The organism is Chloroflexus aurantiacus J-10-fl (assembly GCF_000018865.1).
Taxonomy (GTDB): Bacteria; Chloroflexota; Chloroflexia; order Chloroflexales; family Chloroflexaceae; genus Chloroflexus; species Chloroflexus aurantiacus.
The window spans coordinates 5,154,446-5,177,577 of sequence record NC_010175.1; the positions used below are offsets into that span (position 1 = coordinate 5,154,446).

Annotated in this window: 16 protein-coding genes; 12 read left to right on the forward strand and 4 right to left on the reverse strand. The window is 55.9% G+C overall.

Annotated elements, in window-relative coordinates; translation table 11 throughout:
* Position 1: 1 nt before the first annotated feature.
* The 10 genes from CAUR_RS20260 to CAUR_RS20305 all read left to right on the forward strand — a co-directional run bounded on the left by CAUR_RS20260 (position 2) and on the right by CAUR_RS20305 (position 15,039).
* Positions 2–904, forward strand: a complete 903-nt coding sequence (locus tag CAUR_RS20260) for a carbohydrate ABC transporter permease (RefSeq protein WP_012259690.1) — start codon at positions 2–4, stop codon at positions 902–904.
* Positions 904–2,919, forward strand: a complete 2,016-nt coding sequence (locus tag CAUR_RS20265; protein WP_012259691.1) for a YIP1 family protein — start codon at positions 904–906, stop codon at positions 2,917–2,919. Before CAUR_RS20260 ends, CAUR_RS20265 begins: the two co-directional genes overlap by 1 nt.
* Complete coding sequence (locus CAUR_RS20270) at positions 2,912–5,044, forward strand: DUF5696 domain-containing protein (RefSeq protein ID WP_012259692.1); 2,133 nt, start codon at positions 2,912–2,914, stop codon at positions 5,042–5,044. Before CAUR_RS20265 ends, CAUR_RS20270 begins: the two co-directional genes overlap by 8 nt.
* A gap of 54 nt (positions 5,045–5,098) precedes the next feature.
* Positions 5,099–5,968 (forward strand): carbohydrate ABC transporter permease, encoded by an 870-nt coding sequence (locus CAUR_RS20275; RefSeq protein ID WP_012259693.1) that lies wholly within the window; start codon positions 5,099–5,101, stop codon positions 5,966–5,968.
* 49 nt (positions 5,969–6,017) lie between these two features.
* Positions 6,018–6,947: a carbohydrate ABC transporter permease gene (locus tag CAUR_RS20280; protein ID WP_015909515.1), complete on the forward strand. Its 930-nt coding sequence runs from the start codon at positions 6,018–6,020 to the stop codon at positions 6,945–6,947.
* Positions 6,940–8,319, forward strand: a complete 1,380-nt coding sequence (locus CAUR_RS20285; RefSeq protein ID WP_012259695.1) for a glucoamylase family protein — start codon at positions 6,940–6,942, stop codon at positions 8,317–8,319. Before CAUR_RS20280 ends, CAUR_RS20285 begins: the two co-directional genes overlap by 8 nt.
* Positions 8,319–9,302 (forward strand): LacI family DNA-binding transcriptional regulator, encoded by a 984-nt coding sequence (locus tag CAUR_RS20290; RefSeq protein ID WP_012259696.1) that lies wholly within the window; start codon positions 8,319–8,321, stop codon positions 9,300–9,302. Before CAUR_RS20285 ends, CAUR_RS20290 begins: the two co-directional genes overlap by 1 nt.
* Positions 9,303–9,305: 3 nt before the next feature.
* Complete coding sequence (locus tag CAUR_RS20295; protein WP_012259697.1) at positions 9,306–10,544, forward strand: glucoamylase family protein; 1,239 nt, start codon at positions 9,306–9,308, stop codon at positions 10,542–10,544.
* A gap of 18 nt (positions 10,545–10,562) precedes the next feature.
* Positions 10,563–12,830 (forward strand): beta-galactosidase, encoded by a 2,268-nt coding sequence (locus CAUR_RS20300; protein ID WP_012259698.1) that lies wholly within the window; start codon positions 10,563–10,565, stop codon positions 12,828–12,830.
* Positions 12,831–12,930: 100 nt separating this feature from the next.
* A complete protein-coding gene (locus tag CAUR_RS20305; RefSeq protein ID WP_012259699.1) occupies positions 12,931–15,039 on the forward strand; it encodes a glycoside hydrolase family 3 N-terminal domain-containing protein in 2,109 nt (702 codons plus the stop codon).
* Between the two features lie 49 nt (positions 15,040–15,088).
* Here CAUR_RS20305 and CAUR_RS20310 read toward each other — a convergent pair whose 3' ends face one another.
* From CAUR_RS20310 to CAUR_RS20325, 4 genes are all read right to left on the reverse strand, one after another.
* Positions 15,089–16,075 carry an ABC transporter permease gene (locus tag CAUR_RS20310; RefSeq protein ID WP_012259700.1) on the reverse strand — a complete coding sequence of 329 codons (987 nt, stop codon included), beginning with the start codon at positions 16,073–16,075 and terminating at the stop codon, positions 15,089–15,091.
* A gap of 67 nt (positions 16,076–16,142) precedes the next feature.
* On the reverse strand, positions 16,143–17,177 hold the full coding sequence (locus tag CAUR_RS20315; RefSeq protein ID WP_012259701.1) for an ABC transporter permease: 1,035 nt from the start codon (positions 17,175–17,177) through the stop codon (positions 16,143–16,145).
* Positions 17,174–18,670, reverse strand: coding sequence for an ABC transporter ATP-binding protein (locus CAUR_RS20320; RefSeq protein ID WP_012259702.1), 1,497 nt, complete (start codon positions 18,668–18,670; stop codon positions 17,174–17,176). The genes CAUR_RS20315 and CAUR_RS20320 overlap by 4 nt, the downstream gene beginning before the upstream one ends.
* 745 nt (positions 18,671–19,415) lie before the next feature.
* Positions 19,416–20,645 carry a BMP family lipoprotein gene (locus tag CAUR_RS20325; RefSeq protein ID WP_012259703.1) on the reverse strand — a complete coding sequence of 410 codons (1,230 nt, stop codon included), beginning with the start codon at positions 20,643–20,645 and terminating at the stop codon, positions 19,416–19,418.
* Between the two features lie 365 nt (positions 20,646–21,010).
* Between CAUR_RS20325 and CAUR_RS20330 the strand changes: the two genes are divergently transcribed.
* The gene (locus CAUR_RS20330; RefSeq protein ID WP_012259704.1) at positions 21,011–22,054 is read left to right on the forward strand and encodes a hypothetical protein; all 1,044 of its coding nucleotides are present in this window, start codon (positions 21,011–21,013) and stop codon (positions 22,052–22,054) included.
* A 735-nt stretch (positions 22,055–22,789) separates the two neighbouring features.
* Positions 22,790–22,933: a hypothetical protein gene (locus CAUR_RS21325; RefSeq protein WP_164927838.1), complete on the forward strand. Its 144-nt coding sequence runs from the start codon at positions 22,790–22,792 to the stop codon at positions 22,931–22,933.
* Positions 22,934–23,132: the final 199 nt, after the last annotated feature.

Consider the following 23,132-nt stretch of genomic DNA (forward strand, 5'->3'; position numbering starts at 1 on the left):
CATGAGGCGTAAACGCTGGTTCAACTACAGCATGCGCGATAGCGGCATCAATCCACGCGGTTTTCATCCCAGCCAGATCAAGTTCTATCTGGTGCTGGTACCGTTGTCGATTGTTATGCTCCTCCCCATCGTCTTTATCTTTTCCCATGCCTTCAAACCGCCAGAGGAGCTATTTGCCTATCCACCACGCTTCTTTGTGGTCAGACCAACCCTCAAGAATTTTACCGATCTCTTCGCCCGGCTATCGACCTCTGAGGTACCGGTCAGCCGTTATCTGTTCAACAGCATCATGGTCACCCTGATCACCGTGCTGGCCTCGCTGGCCGTCGGCTCAACAGCGGCGTTTGCGCTCTCGAAGAAGCGGTTTCGGCTGAAGGAGACCCTCTTTGCCATTAATACCGTTGCGCTGATGTTTGTTCCAGTTGCGGTTACCATTCCCCGCTTTCTCATCATTCAGCAGCTTGGCCTCTTAAATACGTTTTGGGTGCATATTTTGCCTGTCCTGGCGATGCCGGTGGGCCTGTTTCTCTTGAAACAGTTTATTGATGCGCTACCAAACGAAATGATTGAAGCAGCTCAAATCGACGGTGCCAGCGATTGGCAAATTTACTGGCATATCATTCTCCCGCTGACCCGACCGGCACTGGCAACCATTGCCATTCTGGCCTTCCAGGCCTCGTGGAACAACGTTGACACCTCAGCCATGTATATCAACGATGAGAATCTCAAGACCTTTGCCTTTTATCTCTCTACCCTCACTTCAACAACGGCAGGCGCAAATATTGTGGCCGGTCAAGGCATGGCGGCGGCGGCTTCGTTAATCATCTTTCTTCCCAACCTGATTATCTTCATCCTCCTGCAAAGCCAGGTGATGAGCACCATGTCGCATTCAGGATTGAAGTGATGAAACGCTATCAGCTATTACTTGTAATAATTCTGTCGCTTTGGCTTGCGTGGTGGGCACCGTCTGCGCTGGCCGATACGCCTTACGTCACCTGGACGCCCGGCCCTGGTGGCGAGTTGTTCATGACGCAAGACGCCTACATTCCGGTTGATGAGGTCAGGCTGCCGGTAACCGGGCCAGAAGACCTCTACATGACAACCAACGGCATGATCTACCTCGCCGATACCGGGAATGGACGGATTGTGCAGCTTACTACCGATTACGACATTGTCGCCGAATATGGCAAGGGCGTGCTGGCCCGTCCAACTGGGGTCTTTGTTGATGACGAGGGCACCGTGTTCGTTGCCGATGCCGGTCTGAACCAGGTGGTGATCTTTGCTGCCGATGGTACGCTCCGCCAGCAGTTTGGCCGACCGCAAGAACCCCTCTTCGGCAAGCGACGTGAATTTTTGCCGCGCAAAATTGCCGTAGACAGGCGTAAAAACCTCTATATCATCAGCGAAGGTTCTGTCCAGGGCGTTATTCAACTGAATCCCGATGGACGTTTTATCGGTAACGTTGCAGCAAACACTGCTCAAATGTCGCTGCGGATGATCTTGCAGCGCATGTTTCTGAGTGAAGAACAACTTGCGCAACTGGTACGCAATGAAGCAGCTTCGCCATCGAATGTGATCATCGATCAGCAATCGATGCTTTACACAATCACAGCCAGCACCTTTCCTGATCAGAGTATTCGCAAATTTACCGTTGCCGGGCGCAATATTCTACCCCCGGTTTACGGCTCAACCTCGTTTCGCGATATTTACGTTGATCCGGCGGGATTACTGGTAACTGTTGATGGGGACGGGCGCATTTTTGAATACGATAACAACGGCACCTTACTCTTTATGTTCAACGCCCGCGATAACGGCGATCAGCGACGCGGGACACTGATCAATCCGACCGGCATAGCGCGCTACAACGATACCATTTATGTCCTTGATAAGGATAAAAACGCATTGCTGGTCTATCGCGAAACGGCCTTCGCCAGCATTGTGCATCAGGCCATGCGGCTGTATCTGGCCGGCTTTTATCTGGAAGCACAGCCCTACTTCAACCAGGTGCTCAATTACAACGGCTCGTTCATCATGGCGTATCAGGGCATTGCCGATGCAGCCTTCAGAGCAGGCGACTATCAGACGGCACTGACTGCATATCGCTACGCTGAAGATCGGATCGGCTACTCTGAAGCTTTTTGGGAGCTACGAAATATCTTTTTACAGCGTTACCTCGGCCCTGCGATCATCGTTCTTGTGATCGGTGCCACTGCACAGCGCATCTTCCGCCACCTGGAACGACGGCATCACTGGCTCGATCCGGTGCGTGCCTCACTCCACACCATTCGCCGGTATCGCCTGGTGGACGACGCAGCATTTCTCTTCCGCTTCATCAGCAAGCCGGCTGACAGCTTCTCGTACATTAAAACCGGCGAGCGTGGTAGCCTCGGCTTTGCACTCGGCATCTATCTGTGGGTGATTGTGGTCTATGTGCTATCACTCTATCTGATGGGATTTCCTTTTAATGCCTATGCCTATCCGAGCCAGATTCGGGTTGAAAACGAGATTATCGTGCCGATAGTTCTGCTTGGACTGTGGAATGTTGCCAATTATCTGGTTTCAACCATCAGCGATGGCGAAGGCCGAGTGCGTGATGTCGTGATTGGCACTGCCTACAGTCTCTTCCCCTACGCCCTCTTTATGCCGTTGGTGATTGCGCTCTCCAACGTGCTGACGCTCAATGAAGCCTTCTTAGTCTCCTTTTCGCAACAACTTATCTGGGGCTGGACGGGGTTGATGCTGTTTATTATGGTTCGCGAAATCCACAACTATACCCTTTCCGAAACTACAACAAACATCCTGCGCACACTTTTCACGATGGTCATGCTGAGTTTGACCGCATACATTCTCTATCTGCTCTTTGGGCAACTGATTGATTTTGTCGTCACGATCTGGCAGGAGATTGGGTTACGTGGATAAGATTATCAATATTCTCATTGTTGTAACACTATTTATGACGTGTCAGCCGGTTGCACAAGCCGCAGGCTGGCAACGTGTGGTTCCTGACGGCTATGAACGAGTAGCGACCAACACCGGTTTCGAGCTGTATCTCAACCGTGAAACGCTGGCGTTTAAGGTGCTTGACCGGCGCAGCGGTTACCTCTGGTCATCGAATCTGGACGAGGTCACGCCCGAAGATCGCCTCAATCGAAGCTGGACGGCCTTTGCCCGGAGTGGGATCAGCATTGAGTATATGGATAGCCGCGCCAATACGCGCCGGGCTTCGATCACAAATGCCGCCCATGAACTGGACATCACGCTGATCAATAACGGCTTCAGGGGACAATTGACCTTTACTGAACCGGCGATCACACTCACCGTACAGGTCACACTCACAGCAGATGGGGTACAGATTGAGGTGCCGGCAAGTGGCATTGTTGAAGGCGGATCATTTCGGCTGGCGCAGCTACACCTCTACCCCTTCTTCGGTGCCACTCGCGCTGCCCAGACCCGTGGCTACATGCTGATCCCTGATGGAAGCGGTAGCCTGATCACCTTTGCCGAACAGACCAACGCCCGCACCATGTTTTACGGTCGCTACTACGGTGCCGATCTGGGGATGCGCGGATCATTCCCCAACAACCCCAATAGCCGTCCGCCATACCTGCTCTCGGCTCCGGTGTTCGGTATGGTGCATGGCGAGGGTCAGCATGCGTTCCTGAGTATTCTTGAACACGGATCGGCCTACGCCGAATTACAGGCCCATCCGGCGGGGATCATCACCCAATTCAATTTTCTCTACAACCTCTTCATCTACAACGAGAGCTACTTTCAGCCGACCAACCGCGCCGGTAGCGGCGTCACCGTGATTCAACCGCAAACCAATACCTTCGACATTGTCCAGCACTACCACTTTCTGACCGGGCGCGAAGCCGACTATGTCGGACTGGCACGAGCCTATCAGCGCTTCCTCGTTGACCGGGGTGTCTTGCGGGCAATGCCTGCAACGCAGCGTGATCTGCCACTGCGGATCGAATTTTTAGGTGCTGAGCGTGAGCGTGTTCTCTTCTGGCAACGCGCCATTCCCATGACAACGATTGCCCACATGGAGGAGATACTGGCGAGCTTGCCAACGCAACGGGTTGAAGCGACCTGCTACGGCTGGCAACCATTAGGCGCAACCGCACCACAACCGCTGACCCTCCGTATCGAAGGCGCCCTGGGGAGTCGAAATGATCTGATTGCCCTGGCCCAAACCATCACTGACCGGGGAGGGCACCTCAACCTGTACCTTGATCCACAAGCCGGTATTGTTGACGAGAGCGGCTACACTCGCAACGAGGTAGCAATGGCAATCAACAAAGCAATGCTCCAGGGCAACCATCGCGGGATGCAGCAACTCTACCTCAACCTGCCCGCAGTCGAACGACGCATCACCGCGCTGAAAACGGCAACGCGGGATTATAACCTGGGCCTGGCACTTGATGGGATTGGGTTTCGCCTCTATAGCGATTTTCGCAACGAAACCCGGCGCAACCGCGAGGCTATGATCCAGGCCTATCAGGAACTGCTCGCCGAGAACGGCCCCTTTGCCCTTTACCGGCCTAATGCGTATCTGTGGCACGCCACCCGTGCTTACTACGACATGCCACTCGGCGATAGTGGCTACATCTACACATCCACAAGCGTGCCATTTCTGCCAATCGTTCTGGCCGGCTATATACCCTATTACGGGCCGGCACTCAATTTTTCGGCCAATGTCGAAGAAGATCTGCTGCGTCACGCCGACTATGGCGCATATCCATCATTCTTCCTGACCCACGAGCCAACCGCAGCCATGTTGAAAACCAACTCAAACTGGCTCTACACCTCGGCATACGCGCAATGGCGTGATGAAATTGAAAAGGCGTATACCTGGTTAGCAAAGCTGTTAGGACCGGTACAGGGTTCATCCATTGTGGCCCGTTCAGCACCCTTCCCTGGCGTCTCGATCACCGATTATGCGAATGGGAAACGCATCATCGTAAACTACACGACTCGCCAGATAACCCTGGCCGGTACGACGATCCCACCCCGTGATGCGGTACTTATCGAACGACCGTGACACCTGTTCGCTACATCTCAGGGTGTCAGGAACGGAGATACGAGGAGGAGCAACATGGCAAAGAGTGGCTTGAGACTACGCTTTCGTCTGCGTGAAAATATGCAGGGTTATCGATTCATCATGCCCTGGCTGGTGGGATTTATCCTCTTCACGGCCACACCGCTGATACAGACATTTCAGTATAGCCTGAGCGATGTCCGAGTCGCGATTACAGGTGTTGAGCTAACCGCAATTGGCTGGCAAAACTACACCCGTGCGCTCTTTACTGATCCAACGTTTGTGCAGCTTCTGATCGAATATATTATTGAGACCAGTATTTCAGTACCGATTATTTTGATCTTTGCTATGATTATTGCCCTGTTTTTAAATGTCCCATTCTGGGGCCGCGGTCTTTTTCGCACAATCTTCTTTTTGCCGGTCGTCATTACCAGTGGCCCCGTTATCGGCGAACTGACCGCACAAGGAGCCACCGCCGCACCACAGATTGCTACTTCTGCGGTAGTAACCGGGTTTGTTGCTCAATTACCACCGTTACTGCGCGATCCGGTACAATATTTGCTCACATCTTTTATTCTCATTTTATGGTTTTCCGGTGTGCAGATTCTGATCTATCTGGCCGGTTTGCAGAAAATAGACCGTTTTGTCTACGAAGCAGCCGCTGTCGATGGAGCATCAGCCTGGGAGATGTTCTGGAAGATCACGCTACCGTCGTTATCCACGACAACCCTGATAAATGCACTCTATACCGTGGTGACACTCTCCCATTTTTCAGAAAATAAAGTTGTCAAATACATCCATTCACGCATTTATGATGTTGAAGGCGGGATCGGCTATGCCAGTGCAATGACCTTTCTTCATTCGCTGGCCCTGATCGGACTGTTGATCGCGACATTTCTGGTTCTCCGTCCGCGTACCCGGGATTAAGCCAATGGATACCACCATCCGAACCCATACCAGTAAAAGGCACCGGATCATGCCACGGCTCCGCTTTGACTATCTATGGCGGATTTTGTGGGGAGTCCACAACCGGCCCGGCATCGTTCCGGTAAGCCTGTTGTACGCTGTTTTAACGGCAATCGGCTTTGTGTACCTCTACCCATTGCTGTTCATGGCGATTACCAGCTTCAAGAGTCCAGAGGATTTGTTGAATCCGATGGTGCAATGGGTACCGACACAGCTCTACCTGGGAAACTACATCAAGGCATGGCGCGTGCTCGATTACCTGGAAGCCTTGCGGGCGACCATTCTCGTCAGTATTGCGCCGACTACCCTCCAGGTCGTTGTCTGTGCGCTGATCGGCTACGGACTGGCCCGCTACCGGTTGTGGGGAAAATCGCTCCTCTTCGTGCTGATTTTTGCAACATTTGTGATCCCACCCCAGAACACCGTCATTCCCCAAATGCTTAATTATCGGTATCTGAACCTGTTGGGGAATGGTCTGGCTCTGCTGATTCCGGCAGCACTGGGCCAGGGCTTCAAGAGCGCAATCTTCATTCTCATCTTCTACCAGAACTTTCTCTCATTACCAAAGGCACTTGAAGAGGCAGCCCGTCTTGATGGTGCATCGGATCTCGGTATCTTCTGGCGGATTGCCCTTCCCGGCGCAACCCCGGCATTTATTGTCTCGTTCGTCTTTTCGGTGGTCTGGTACTGGAACGAGACCTACCTGACCACCGTGTTTCTGGAAGGAGGGATTCAGACACTCCCAATGCAGCTCGCCAAATTTACCCAGGCGTATGAAAACCTCTATCCATCGGGCATGGTTAATATGTTCGACCGCCTTAATGAAGCAGTCAAAATGAGTGGTACATTTCTGACCATTTTGCCACTGCTGATTCTGTACTTTATCTTGCAACGTTGGTTTGTCGAATCGATTGAACGATCAGGACTGGCCGGTGAATAAACTGCTTTTCTGGAATTTGCTGCTAGGGATCGCGTTATTGGTCACGGCGTGTTATGCACCGAATGAACAACGTCCAGTGCCAACGGCCAATCTCACGATCCCATCAACCACTGCCGTATCTGTGCCGGAACCAACAATGCCTGCCCCAGCGCCAACGCCGACACCGGTGAATGATGAGGCGATCATCGCCTACGAGATGCAAGCAGCCTTCAGGTTTTTCTGGGAACAGGCAAACACCAACCCGGACAGTCCGGGGTATGGTTTGATCCGGGATCGCTATCCGGGATCGGCAGGCATCGCCAGCATTGCCGCGGTTGGGTTCGGCCTGAGTGCCATCATTGTCGGCGTCGAACGAGGGTATATCAGCTACGATCAGGGCTACGAGCGGGTGTTGGGCACATTACAGACCCTTACTCGTATGGAGCGCGAGCAGGGTTTCTTCTACCACTTTGTTGACATGGAAAGTGGAAAACGGGCCTGGCAGAGCGAGGTCTCAAGTATTGATACCGCCATCTTAATGATGGGTGTATTATCGGTCGGTCAATACTTTGGGCATGATGTACAACAACTAGCCGACGAACTCTACGCCGGAGTAAACTGGGGCTGGTTCCTCGATCCTGACCGACAAATGTTTTACATGGCCTATCGGCCGGAAGAGGGTTTCAGCGGCCACTGGGATTTCTACGCCGAACAACTGATGCTCTACGTCCTGGCTGCCGGATCACCAACCTACCCGGTTGATGAGCGCCCGTATTACAGCTTCATCCGCCATGTTGGTCGTTACGGCAATGGTGAACCGTTCATTCATTCGTGGTTCGGCTCACTGTTTACGTATCAATTCAGTCACGCCTGGATCGACTTCCGCAATCGGATCGATGCAAAGGGAGTCGATTGGTTTGCCAATTCGGTCGCCGCTTCACGTGCGCATTACGATTTTGCCGTCGCAATGGATGCGAAATACACCACGCTTGGCCCGAACGCCTGGGGACTGACCGCGTGTGACGGGCCGAATGGTTATGAAGGACGCTACGGGGCACCACCGTCAGGGTACGACAACCGGGCACATCTGATCGACGACACCGTGCCACCGGCGGGGGCGATTGGTTCGATCATCTTTACTCCCGACGAATCGTTACAGGCAATGCGCTACTACTACTCGTTAGAACCCTTAAAAGGTGTGTATGGCTTCAACGATGCGTTCAACCTCAGCCGCAACTGGTATGCCACCGATGTTATCGGTATCGATAAAGGAATTTCACTGTTGATGCTGGCGAATTATCAAGACGGCTTAATCCACCGCATCACGATGGCTCATCCTGCTATTCTGGCCGGACTAGAGCGACTTGGGATCGAACAGCTTCAGGAGGAGTAATGCCCACGATTAAAGATGTTGCACGTCGTGCCGGCGTTAGTGTAACGGCAGCCTCATATGCGCTTAACCGTACCGGGACGATTAGTGAAGAGACACGTCAACGGGTATTACAGGCAGCCGAAGAGTTAAACTACCATCCCAATGCCTTCGCCCGTCATCTCAAAGCACGTCGTTCGCTTACCATCGGCGTGTTCATTACCCGCTTTGCCGGTGCGTTCTACGAAGAGATTCTCGATGGGATTCACGAGGTTATTCTTGCGACCGATTATGAGTTAATCGTCTGTCCAGAAACGCGAGTCGAACGTCGTATTTTCACGCATCGCCAGGTTGATGGCGCCATCGTCTTCGACACCAGCATTCCGAACGAACAGATTCTCCGGCTGGCAGGGCCGAAATTCCCGATTGTCGTGATGGATCGGTACCTGGAAAATAAATTTGTCTTTCCCATCCTGCTCGATAACCGGCAAGGGGTTGTGCAGGCGTTCAACCATCTCTACCGCCAGGGTTTACGGCGATTGGCCTATATCGCCGGTGCCCCAGACTCGTTCGACAACAACGAGCGCATGCAAGCCTTTTTAAATGAGGCAACGCGCCACCACCTATCACTCCGGGTCTATCCCGGTAATTTTACCGAACAGTCAGGATATGACGCTGCTCGTGCCATCATTGCTGATGGCGACTTACCTGAAGCGGTATTTTGCGCTAATGACCAGATGGCGATTGGCTTTATCCGGGCCATGCACGAACACGGCCTGGAAGCGCCTCGCGACATCGCTGTGGTTGGCTGCGACGACATTCAGATTGCACGCTACGTTCAACCACCACTGTCAACCATTGGCGCCTCACGGCGTGAATGGGGTGGAACCGCAGCCAAATGGCTCATGCGCTATATCGAACATGAAGAAACCTCACCACCGCAACGAATCCCGACAACCTTTATCGTCCGTGCCTCGTCATTGAAGCGACCTGAATTGTTGGAGTAACTTGTGGACACGTACACTCTCCTCAACTACGAGCGTGAAGGTGCTATCAACTTTTTCCGAGCGGGTACCAATCTCGATCCGAACAGTCCAGGCTATGGTCTGACTGTCGATGCGTTGCATCGTCCGCAAATCGCCTCGATTGCGTCGGTAGGTTTTGCACTCAGCGCATGGGTAATCGCCGTCGAGTACGGCATGATGCCGCGCAACGAGGCGCTGAATCTGGTGCGGGGAACACTGCGCACCCTCTGGGAACGAGTACCGCATCGATACGGTTTCTTTGCCCATTTTCTTGATCGCGATACCGCAGCCCGCTGGGGTCGCTGCGAATATTCCACCATCGATACGGCCCTGTGCCTGAATGGCGCCATCACGGCAGCCGCTTATTTTCACGATGCCGAAATCACCGAACTGACCGAACAGTTACTTGCCCGCATCGATTGGCACGCCTTTATCACCGAATGTGATCAGCAAAAGGTGCTACGAATGTCGTACAACCCTGATGCTGATGGAGATTATGTCACAAATGAACCGGGATTCATCAGCGTTTGGGATATGGCAGCCGAGCAGAAGATGATCTATCTGCAAGCGGCGTTACACCTCGACCCAACGACCGCACGTGCTCTCTACCGTGGCTTCCGCCGCGATAAAGGCGATTATCGCGGGCAGTCGATCATTATCAATCCCGGCGGCACATTGTTTGCGTATCAGTACACCGAAGCCTGGCTCGATGTCCGTACCTATCGCGATCCAGATGGTGTGGACTGGTTTACCAATACGCGCCTGGCTTCCATGGCCAATCGCGACTATTGTGTGAGCCTGCACGAGCGCTTTCGCACATATCACGCGAACAGTTGGGGGATCGGTTGCGGCGATACGCCGCGCGGTTATGTGGTAGCCGGCGCACCACCGGCCCTGATTCCACCTGAACCTGATGGCACAGTATCGATTAGCAATGCAACTGCCTGTCTCCCATTCATCCCGGATGATGTGCTGGCAATGCTCGATTATCTCTATCGCGAGCACCCACAAAGCTATGGCCGATACGGTTTCTACGACGCCTACAATCTCGACACGGTACCGGCCTGGTACAGTCACACCATCTATGGCATCAACAAGGGCTGTGCCCTCTTGATGCTGGAAAATGCCTGCACCGGATTAATCTGGGATATTTACACCAACAGCCCCATGATCCAACGCGCCCTGGCAGTGCTGGGGTTCACCCCGCAGCCATCAGCCCGCTAAGACAGCAAAGGAAGTGTTATGCCTGCATTCACCGCTCACCATCAACGCTTCTGGCTCGATGATCGACCACTGTTCATTCAGGCAGGTGAATTTCACTACTTCCGCACACCGGCTACCGATTGGGAGCAGCGCCTGGACTTGCTCGTGCGTGCCGGGTTCAATGCCGTTGCCTGCTATATTCCGTGGCTCTGGCATCAACCGCAACCCGATCAGATCGATCTGACCGGAACGACTCATCCGTTACGCAATCTGGCCGGCTTTCTCGATCTGGCAGCGCAGAAGGGACTCTACGTGATTGCGCGTCCTGGCCCATACATTATGGCCGAGACCATCAATGAAGGCATTCCGCCGTGGGTCTTTGATCATCATCCAGAGATTGCTCTCATCAATCAACACGGCACCGGCGAGAACGTCGCCAGTTTTATGCACCCGTCCTTCCTGAGCTGCGTTGCCGGCTGGTATCAGGCCGTCTTCGCAATCCTTTCACCACGTCAGATTACCCGTGGTGGCCCGATCCTCATGGTCCAACTCGATAACGAGATGGGAATGCTGCATTGGGTGCGGAATAGCTTCGACCTCAACCCAATCACGATGCAATACTTCGCCAACTGGCTCCAGGCGACGTATGGTGAGGATATGAGGGTTGATCCCCAGGTCCTGGCTACACGTCTGCGCCATGCCGAAGGGGCAGCGGGTGCACAACTGGTGGCCGATTATCGGCGCTTTTTCCGCAGTTATCTGCGTGACTATGCGCAGTGGCTCACTGCCGAAGCACGCCGACACGGCCTTGACACGCCTGCTGTGTTCAACATCCACGGTTTCGCTAACGGTGGCAAGACCTTTCCCATCGGTCTTTCACAACTTGCCGGTGTTTTACGCTTGCCTGATGTCATCAGTGCCACCGATGTCTACCCCGGTCAGATTGGCGAAGGCACCTTCCACCAGCTATTGCTGGTTAACGCAATGACCTGTGCCATCCAAAACCCTGATCAACCACTCTTTTCCATTGAGTTTCAGGCGGGTGGCAATCTTGACTTCAGCAATATGTCAAGTTCTTTCTACGACCTGCATACCCGTTTGTGCCTTTCCAACGGTATGCGGGCCATCAACCATTACCTCTTCTTTGATGGCGAGAACGACCCGATCCTCAGTCCGGTCAAACGGCACGATTGGGGTCATCCGGTTCGTAAAGATGGCACCCTGCGCAGCCACTACCACCGATATCCGCGTTTATCCCAGACCATAGCCAGCTACGGTGAGGCGCTCATCCTGGCTCGTCCTGAACCGGTAACAACCATCGGCTTTCGCCTTGATGATTTCATGACGGAAGTGAATCTCGCATGCACGCAAGAAGAGACAGCGATCATCACCCATCAACGCGAGGTCATCCTGTTTGATCTGATCGCTCGTGGTCTCGCCCTGACCCAACGTGATTTTCAGGCGCTCGATCTGCAACATACCGCTCCCGATCCCCACCAGGTGCCGCTACTGTGGGTGATGCTTGACTGTAATAGCGATCCTGCCACCGAACAGACCCTGATCAAGTACCTTGAGGCTGGCGGCAACGTGGTCTTGATCGGGCGCTTACGGGCCGATGGGGTATTGGCAAAAACCCTGAACGTTCAACCCCACACCGATCCACCATTCACATCACGCCGGGTACACATCTTTACCACCCCCGATATTCCGGCCAGCTTTGTACAAACCTATCAGGGTGATCTGGAAACCGTCTTTGCCACCGCGGACGGTGCGGCGGTCGGTTTCCGGAAACGAGTCGGGCACGGCGAACTGATTATGCTCGGCGCCTCATTCCCCATCACCAACCTCGATGATCTGCACGTGTTTCAGCAACTTGCCGCATGGGTTAACTGTCCAGCCCCATTTACCCTTTCGACCTGGGCTGATGTACGGCTGAGTCGTGGCCCTGATGGCGATTTTCTGTTCGTCAACCACTACGGCGACGATCCGCTGGAAACGCACATTCACTATCAAGGTCAGCCACTTTGTGATGGTCATCCCATTCGCCTGCCGGCCCGTAGTGGTGCCATTCTTCCGCTCAACTGGCAGGTACGCCCAGGGATCACCGTGCGCTATACGACGGTGGAAGTTCGCTCGATCACAGAAACTGCCGATGGCCTGACCTTCACCTTCGCCCAACCCGAAGGCTATGCCTGCTTTGCTGTACGTATCAATCAGGGAAGTACAGAAGATAGGAGTGAGTCGATACAACACGTTCACTTTACCAATGGCACCGCATCTGTGCAATGGCCCATCAGAACGACATAAGGATAGTGCAGGCAGCTCTACGTGCTCCGCATAGTCAGGGCTATCGTCTGTTTGTGGCAATACAACCGCAAGATACAACCTCATCAGGAGTACATCAACAATGAACGACGTCGAAGATCGAGTCAATACGCTGTTAGGGCAAATGACCCTCGAAGAAAAGATTGGGCAGTTAAACCAGCCTATGATCCACGGCCTGCCCGGCCTCGATCTCCTGCGCCAGGGCAAAGCTGGTTCGATCATTAATGCCTTCGGCGCCTTGAGTGGTCAGGGCTTCGATCACCTCAATAGTGCCGAACAATGCAATGCTCTCCAGCGCGCAGCACTGGAGTCGCGGCTAGGCATTCCTCTTCTGTTTGGCCGTGATATTATTCACGGTCAACGAACGGTGTTTCCAATTCCCCTGGCTCAGGCTGCCAGCTTCAATCCGTCACTCGTCGAGCAGATCAACCAGATTGCAGCCCGAGAAGCCAGTGCGCTCGGTATTCGCTGGACATTCGCGCCAATGCTGGACATTGCCCGTGATGCACGCTGGGGGCGGATCGCTGAAGGGTACGGCGAAGACCCCTTGTTAACCTCGCGGATGGCCGCAGCGGCAGTGCGCGGCTTTCAGGGCGACGATGTCAGTCAACCTGACCGCCTGGTTGCCTGTGCCAAACACTACGTCGGCTACGGTGCTGCCGAGGGTGGACGCGACTACGAGCAGGCCGAGATCTCCGAACCAACCCTACGCGATGTCTACCTCCCACCGTTTCGCGCCGCCGTCGCTGCCGGTGTCGGCACCATCATGAGTGCTTTTCTCGATCTGAACGGTATGCCGGCAACCGCCAATCGTCGGCTCCTGACCGACGTGCTCCGCAACGAATGGGGGTTCGATGGCTTTGTGGTATCTGACTGGGAGTCGGTTGGTGAACTGGTGCAGCATGGCATTGCTGAAGATCGCGCCCATGCCGCAGCACTCGCGCTGCGCGCCGGAGTCGATATGGATATGGTCAGCGGTGCCTATCTGGAGACGCTGGCCGAGAATGTACGGTGTGGACGAGTGACCCTGGCCGAGATCGATGAAGCAGTCCGCCGAATCTTGCGCATCAAGTGCCGGGCCGGTCTCTTTGAGCATCCACTGACCGACCCGGAACGGGCAATCCACGACATTTTGACGCCAAAAGCACGTGAATTGGCCCGCCAGGCAGCGCGTGAGACGATGGTGCTGCTCAAGAACGAGCGTCATCTGTTACCATTGCGCGACTTTCGCCGCATCCTGGTCGCCGGGCCTTTCGTGCACGCCACCGGCGAACTCTTTGGCACATGGACAATGGACGGGCGTGCCGAGGATGCGGTGCCGTTAGATCAGGCATTTCAAGCAATCGCACCGGCAGGTACCGATCTATGGTTTGCCGCCGCGCCTGATCTGGCCCTGAGTCGTGCCCACTATGCCGATGCCGTTGTCTTACTGGTTGGTGAGCATCCGGCTCGCTCCGGTGAAAATGCCAATGTCAGCGATCTCGGCTTACCACCGGGACAACTGGAATGGATTACGGCAATGGCTGCTATCGGCAAGCCGGTTGTACTGGTGGTCTTTGCCGGACGACCACTGGCGATTACCCGTGCCGTCGCCCAGGCCCAGGCCGTCATCTATGCCTGGCACCCCGGCCTTGAGGGAGCAGCCGCGCTGGCCGAAATCCTCTTCGGTCTGGCAACCCCAACCGGCCGTCTACCGGTCAGTATGCCACGCACCACCGGACAGGCACCTCTATACTACGCCCACAAACCATCCGGCAGACCGCTGGAAGCCGATGGCCCTTTCCGCACCCGCTATGTTGATATACCAACGGCGCCTCTCTTCCCGTTTGGCTATGGCCTGAGCTACACCAGCTTTAGCTACAGCGATCTACGCCTGAGCAGTGCGCATATGCGCGGCACATTAGAGATCAGCGCTTTGATCACTAACACCGGGGAACGCACCGGTAGCGAAGTCGTCCAACTGTATGTACGCGATCTGGTTGGCTCGCTTACCCGACCGGTGCGCGAATTGAAAGACTTTCAACGCATCACCCTCCAGCCGGGTGAAGCCCGCCGCGTCTCATTCATTCTGCGCGAAGAAGACCTGGCCTTCACCCGCGCTGATGGCAGTTGGGGCGTTGAACCGGGCCGCTTCAAAGTCTGGATTGCGCCCCATGCTGAAGCCGGATTAGAGGGGGAGTTTATTCTGTAGGTGAATAGCGTAGGGGTCATTCGTAGAGAATGGCCCCTACGCTATTTCATCACGGACGCTCAAACGGCTGACCAAGCGCCGCCGGCGCAGTTGCCCGCAGCCGACCGATCACGGCCAGCAGTGGCCGTTGCCAGACATCCGGCAGCGTGGCAACCCGACGCAGAATCAGGGGCGACGAAGCCAGATTCACCAGCGCCAGCACCAGGATCATCAGCACAAACGGCGCAACCTGCACAAGCTGGGCGGGAATATCGGGCAACGCACTCTGCGAACGGGTCGCCAGAATCTCCAGCGCCGCGAAGAGATAGCAGCCAAGCGCCACCCGTAATGGCCGCCAGCCACCGAAGATCACGATAGCCAGCACAATCCAGCCTGAGCCAAACGTGTGGCGGTAGCTCCATCCCTGCTTGAGATCGAGTGAAAAGGCTGCGCCCGCGATCCCCACCAGCACACCACCGAGGATCAGCATCGCATAGCGCCAGCGCTGCACATCAACCCCACGCGCATAGACCGCCGCCGGACGCTCGCCCAGCGCACGCACGATCAGCCCCACGCGCGTCGCATACAGCAGATAGGCCGTCGCCGGAATAAGCAGAAAACTGGCATAAATCACCGGATCGTGCCGAAAAAACAGCGTCCCCACAACCGGCAGATCGGCCAGGCCAGGAATGGGCATAAACGGCACCGCCGGGCCGGGCAGCCGCACAAACGGCGCACCGAGAAACGATGAGAGATCGGTACAGAGCAACGCCAGCACAAAACCCACCGCAGTCTGCGATTGACCGAGGGTAATACTGAAAACACCCAACACCACTGCCACCAGCGCACCGATCAGAGCCGCCGCCACAAAGCCCAGCAGCACATTCTGCGTCGTCACCGCGACGGCAAAGCCGGTCATCGCGGCCAGCAACATCGTCCCATCAAGCGAGAGGTTAATCACCCCGGCCCGCTCACTAATCGTCTCACCCATCGCGGCAATCACCAGGGGTGACGCTGCGGCCAGTACCGCTGCAATATCGATCCATAGTTGATTCATAGTCCAATCACACGATGTCTATGTCTTATGCTGGTTTTGATGTATCTTATGCCGTCGATATATCTCATCAGCCACGTGCGGCCTGGGTGTCCTTTCGCACGCGCGTCGCCAATGCAAAGAGGACTAATGCCCCCTGAAGCACACCGGCAATAGCGCTGTCAATTCCCAATGTCAGCGGCAACTGAATACTCCCTACGGTAAAGGCCGCAAAGGCAATCGTAACTGGCAGTAACCATCGCGGATCGGCCCGCGCCAGTAAGGCCACTAGCAAACCCAACAAACCGATCCCACTCGAAATATTTGGGATGAGCGCGTGATGGACAGCCACCACCTGTACCATACCGGCCAGCCCGGCCAGTGCACCACAGGCAGCCAGCGTCTCCAGCATCCGCCGGGCAGCCGCCACGCCCAACCGCCCGGCTGCCGCCGGGTTCAACCCGACAGCCCGCACCTCCAACCCCCAGCGCGTCTTCGTTAATGCCCACCAGACAACAGCCAGAGCCAGCAAGGCGATCACCGGCGCAGCCGGCGCCAACCGCAGCCGGTCAATCGTCGGCCACCAGAGTTCACGCGGCAACAAATCGGTTCCCGACAACGACGCCGATGTCTGTCGTCGCCACGGCCCCAACACCATATACATGGCAATACCGCTGGCGAGAAAGTTCATCCCCAGCCCGGCGAAGATTTCGCTGACACCGGCATAACGCCGCAAGAGACCGATCAGACCGGCCCAGAACGCGCCGCCAGCCATTCCGCATAACGCAGCCAGCAACCAGAGCAGCGGAGGCGACACATCGGGCCAGAGGCGCAGCGGAACCATCGCTGCAATCGCGCCCATGATCATCTGCCCTTCGACACCGAGGTTGTAGAGTCCACCGGCGAAAGTAATGCTCAGCCCAACCGCACAGAGCAAAAGCGGCGCAGCCAGCATAATCATATCGCTCAGGCGCACCGGCGTACTGAATGCACCGAACAGCACCAACCGGTAAGCGTCAAGCGGCGATACTCCCGTGCTCAGGAGAGCGAGCGTAGTAAACGCAAAAGCGGCCAGCAGCGCCAGTAGTGGTCGTGTCGCCTGCGTGATCAGGGTAGATCGCTTCATACCGCCTCCACCAACGCCTCAAAGCCGACCCCACCGATCAGCTCGGCCAATCGTCCTGACGACAACAGTGCCCGTGGCATCGGCGGACCGATCCGTCCGGCAAAGCACACGATGACCTCATCGCTATACTCCATAATCTCGTCCAGATCGGGCGACGCAAAGACCACACAGCACCCGGCGTCGCGCCGAGCCTGCAAGCGTCCCCAGATCGCCCGCGCCGAAGCGACATCCAGGCCACGGGTGGGTTGCTCGGCAAGAATACCCCGGGCATTCGGCGGCACTAACGCCAGCATAGCCCGCTGCTGATTACCACCGGAAAGCGCCGCAATTGGCGTGATCGGGGTAGCCTTGATCTGATAATCGGCAATCGCCTGCCGGGCCAGCTCTTCAGCCGAGCGACGATCTACAATCATCCCGTTTCGTTGCAGCAAAGCAAAATGATCGGTGAGCGAAAATGCACCAATCATCCCATCGTGCAACCGATCCGCCGGCAAATATTCAATCCCGGCCTGACGAAACGCAAGCGAACCGGCGCCGGTCAGATCCCGCCCGTTAACCAAAACTTGCCCACGTTCTGGCGTGATCTGACCCGCCAGCAAACGCAGCAACACCTGCTGACCACTGCCATCAAGACCGGCCAGCCCGATGATACGCCCGGCGGCGAAGGTGTGATTAAGATCGTGGATCTGAAGCGAGCCACTACGCACCGTTACCTGCCGCAACTCCCACACCGGTGGGGCGGTGATGGCCGGTAGCGGACGATAGACTGCTGACGAAGCACCGGCATCGCCAAACATCAGCGCCAGGAGATACTCCTGGGGTTGTGGCATCGGCAACTGGCCGGGTGGCACCACCTCACCATTCCGCAACACAGTGACCGTATCGCACAGTTCAGCCACTTCCTCCAGCTTATGCGAGACAAACAGAATAGTACGGCCTTCAGCGGCAATCTGGCGTAACGCCGCGAACAAGGCCCGTGTCTGCGCTGCGGTAATGCCGGTAGTTGGCTCATCGAGAATCAACACCTGTGCGCCACACAACAACAGGCGCATAATTTCAATCTGTTGCCGCTGCCCAATCGTCAACTGATCGAGGCGGGCTGCCGGATCAACCGCAAAACCCAATCGTTCAGCGAGTTCCAGCAATGCCGTCTGGGCGGCCCGCCGCGACGAGAAGACCCCTCGTGGCGCAGCGCAAAGCAGATTCTCTAATACGGAAAAGGCCGGCACATCTAACGGCTCCTGATGCACCATCCCCACCCCGGCCTTCAGAGCGTCAGCCGGCCCGCACAACCGGCTGGGCACACCGTCAAACAGTATCTGCCCCTCGTCCGGTTGCATATAGCCAGACAACAGCTTCATCAGCGTGCTCTTACCGGCACCATTTTCGCCCAGCACACCGTGTATCTGGCCGGCGGCAAACGAAATGGTAAGCCGATTGTTGGCCAACACCGACCCAAATCGTTTTGTGAGATGTTCAACCGTTATCCGCATGCGCTTACCGGTTTGTGCTTATCAGAACCAATCTTCCCCATCAAGAACAGATCACGCCACCAGACAATGACACATTCAGATTTTCCCGGGCAGTGCAGACACACCTTGCAGGGTATCGCCACCCTGAACCAGCATCCACCAGCGGGAACCATCCCCCGTCGTTCCCGCCCCCAGCGGGGGCGGGGTAAGGTGGGGGCGTGGCGCATACCACCCTGAACTAGCATCCACCAGCGAGAGCCATCCTCCCCCCATCGTTCCCGCCCCCAGCGGGGGCGTGGCGCATACCACCCTGACCCAGCACCCGCCAGCGGAAGCCTTCCTCACCCCCACTATTCCCGCCCCCAGCGAGGGCGGGGTAGGGTGGGGGCGAATTGCCTGCCACCCTGACCCAGCACCCGCCAGCGGAAACCATCCTCCCCCGCTATTCCCGCCCCCAGCGGGGGCGGGGTAGGGTGGGGGCGAATTGCCTGCCACCCTGACCCAGCACCCGCCAGCGGAAACCATCCTCCCCCGCTATTCCCGCCCCCAGCGGGGGCGGGGTAGGGTGGGGGCGTGGCGCATACCACCCCGACCCGGCATCCACCAGCGGAAGCCTTCCCCACCCTCGTTCCCGCCCCCGCTGGGGGCGGGAACGAGGGTGGGGGCGTCGTGTCAGTCAAGATTAAGCAATCTTCAATCTTGCAGAGACGCTTCACTCCGCTAACAAATAGAGACGGGCAAGATGCCCGTCTCTACCACGTGGTTATTACGGCGCACTCTGACCTTCGATACCGGCCAGCAACTGCGAGGTATACCAGATCGTCTTATCGTCGGCGACCTGACCTTCCGGCACAAAGACACTTCCATCCTGATAGTACAGTGGGCCGGTGAAGAGATTCAGGCTACCATCGGCCAGCTTTGCAATGAACTCATCAAGCTTCGCGGCATTCTCAGCACTCAGCGCCGGCCCCTTCACAAAACCGATCATGCTCGTGTCAGGATCGTTCAAGTTGCTCCAGTTCGGCCCAACCCACTCCCAGGCCGGCTCCCACTGACCGGCGCGGGCCAGCTCAACCAGACGCTTGTAATCGGGACCCCAATTGAAGTACGGCACACCCAGACAGACCGCCTCACCCTGGGCGCAGGCACCTTTGAAATCGTAGGGCACCGCAAAGACCCGCTTCCCGGCCTGCGTTGCCTTATTGGCTTCGACAATTGCCTCAGTGGTATCGATCCCTGACAGAATAACGTCGTAGCCCTCGTTAATAAAATCGTTAGCAACCTTGGTTGGATCAAGCGTCACACCGGGAATGTTGAACCAGAAACCGATCCATGTCACCTTAAAGGCCAGATCATCTGCTGAACGACCGCGATAGTTTTCCCAGCAATAACGTGCACCGAGATAGGTTGAATTCACCAACCGGCGAGTCTCGGGGTCGATCAGCGGGCCAAGGTAAGCCAGCCGCCCGGCTTCAGTCGTCAGCGCCGCCGCACAGCCGGCAATCATCTTCCCGTATTCCATACGACCCATCAGGTTTCGCACATTGGCCGGCGCTTCACCGGTCAGCACCTTGTCACCGGACGCATGAATAAACGCCACCTCAGGATGGGCAGCAGCAGCAACATTAGTGCCATCGGCGAATTCCGCCGAGTTGGTGATGATCAGGCGTGCCCCCTGACCGATCAACTCTTCGATAGCCTGCTCAACCTTGACATTCGGTCGATCTGCCGGATTGACCTTATCAATGTAGATAAACTTCACGCCCGGCAGCTTCTCAACCACATACTGGGCGGCCTCGTAATGGGCCTGATTCCAGCCACCATCGTTAATTGGCCCGACCAGCACCATCCCAAAAGTGAACTCCTCGCCGGCGGCTGACGTTGGTTCAGCGGGGCCAGCCGTTGGTTGAGCAGCCGGTTGCGTTCCACAGGCAGCTACCAGCAGACTGAACAGGACAAGCACCAACAACGGCCAGTGAACAACGCGGACTCTCATCGGTCGACTCCTTGTGAGCATCTGCAAATCCGAACACGAACAACGAAGCGGCGCAACCGATGAGCAAGTCATTGCCATCGCTGCGCCGAGACGGTTTTGCGCAGATTTACACCTCTGACGGGGAGGGTTCCCTGCCGGCCGCTTCGCCGATCAGGGCGCTATCGCGGAGCGCCCGATTACGGAGCCGAGTATAGCCGAGAGAGGCTAGACTGTCAATTGACAGTGTGATATACTGTGACTCCATCGAGAAAATGTTACCAGGCCAGTCGAGGGTAATACTCCCCCCCTATTCACATAGACTCGATGTATCTATTCGGATGGATTCTATGTGAACCACTCTATCTGAGTTAATGAAAGGACCGCTTATGTACAGAGTTACGCTTGTTCTGGCGGTCTTCCTCGTGAGCACCATCATATCTCCGGCATCTCCAGGTGCAGCATCAGGTTCTGACCCAATCTGCTTCACCGATCATGAGGAATGTGTCGATCCACGTTTTGCCGATTTCTGGCGGAGTAACGATGCTCATGCAATCACCGGCGCAAAAGGTAACGCTTTACGAATCTTTGGTTATCCGCTTGGGCCGGCCCGGATCGAGTCGGTGAATGGTGAGGCTGTTTTAGCACAACCGTTTGCGAACGTCATCATGCAGCAACCGCTCGGCAACACGGATCCAGCACAGATTTCTCTCCAGAAGATTGGATTGGAACGCCTCCTTCAACTCAAACAGGAACCCTCTCTGCCCCAATCTCCGCCAGAAACTCAACGGGCAGGTTGTCGTTTCTTCAAGGAGACCGGATTTAACGTCTGTGATGAATTTAAGAATTTTTGGGAGAGCAATGGTCTGAACCTGGACGACAAGCGTGGCTACACTGACAGTGAACGGATTGCCCTCTTCGGGCTTCCAATTAGCAGCCAGAGACGTGAAACAGCGGCAAATGGTAGACAATACCCTACTCAGTGGTTCGAGCGCGCCCGATTACAGTACGACTCGGTTGCTGAAGAAATGATCATCACTCCATTAGGTCGCGATGTTGTGGATAATCGACCCGGTGTTCCACCTCTACCACGTAACAAGGGCGTCCAGGTGAACGCAACAACCGTTACCGCCGGAGGCATCCTCTCCGCACGTGGCAATGGCTACACGAATGATCGGTCGGTAACCATTACCGTGTTCCGTGCTGATGGCACCAGCTTTGCGGCAGGCACAGAGGTTACACCCGACACGAACGGCGTTACGGAACGGTACTGCCTGGAAGTACCCGCCAATGCGCTACCCGGCATCTGGGCCATTGCTTTCAACGGTGTTCAAACCGGGCATCAGACGATAGGTTTCTTCCGGGTAGTTACAACCGGCACCCCCAATACGACATGCCCTGATCTGATCGCACCGTTGCCCGGTAGTCGGTAGTGACAAATGACGAATGTGACAACGATGACCTGCCGGGAGCCAGCAGGGATACACGGCGGTGCCCCCTACCAGTGCGATTCATTACATGGCGATGTGAAGGAGTAAATACACCGTCCGTAGGGGCGGGTTCAGAACCCGCCCCTACGGAATCCACGCATATGCAATGAAGGCCTTGCCGAATTATTGCCGCACCCAAAACCGCCAAACCTCTCACATCCAATCTGGCAGCGTAGAAGTTATCTCATTCATTACTGACAGAGTCCATGATCGTGACGAGTACACATAGCATTTCCATGGCCAGCAGGGTAAACGGCGTGACACGCGCCTGATCGTGAGCACGGCAGGTGTGGCAGCGTGGCTACCGCACTGTTGAACATGCAATGCAACCAATTCAGCACGTGATCGCGCCAGAGATGGTCGTCAGCCACCCTCACTTCCACACCCTATGCATTACCCACATGTCGCGCTGCGTTAGGCCGGGTTGCAAGCGCTCTCTGTGGCTTCCCGTGGCATGGGCTTCCAGCCCACGTGCAGGCATCATCTCCACCGCCGGCAGGGGCTGGCTGTAGCCATTGGTGTACAGACACGAACCTGGTGCAACGACACCTTTACGCACAGATATCGCATGCATGCCCGACCGACTCGATGATCGAAACGATCCATCCAGCTTCTCCGTGACCAGGATGGGGAACGGTATGCCACGCGCCGGATCGTGAGCACGGCTGGCGCGGCAGCATGGCTGCCGCACCCCAAACGCTGCGACACGTGCATGACGAGCGGGTACGGCAATCCATCCAGCACGTGCGGGCACGGCTGGAGCGGCGCACTGCCACCGGGCCAGTCGCCCACAACAGCACCCCTAGCGATCATACCCGCTGATACGCACGTGGTTGACACCAGGTATGGGTAATGCATTGCTTCCATACCGGCGTGCTGGAAGCACGATATACTGTCGTTGGCGATTGGCAAGCGTTCATGAGACTGTGCGATGATCTGGTAGCACAACAACACAGCTTCTTATGAAATAAGTTCCAGAAGTCATGACATACCAGCCAACAATCGCACTAATACTGCACCT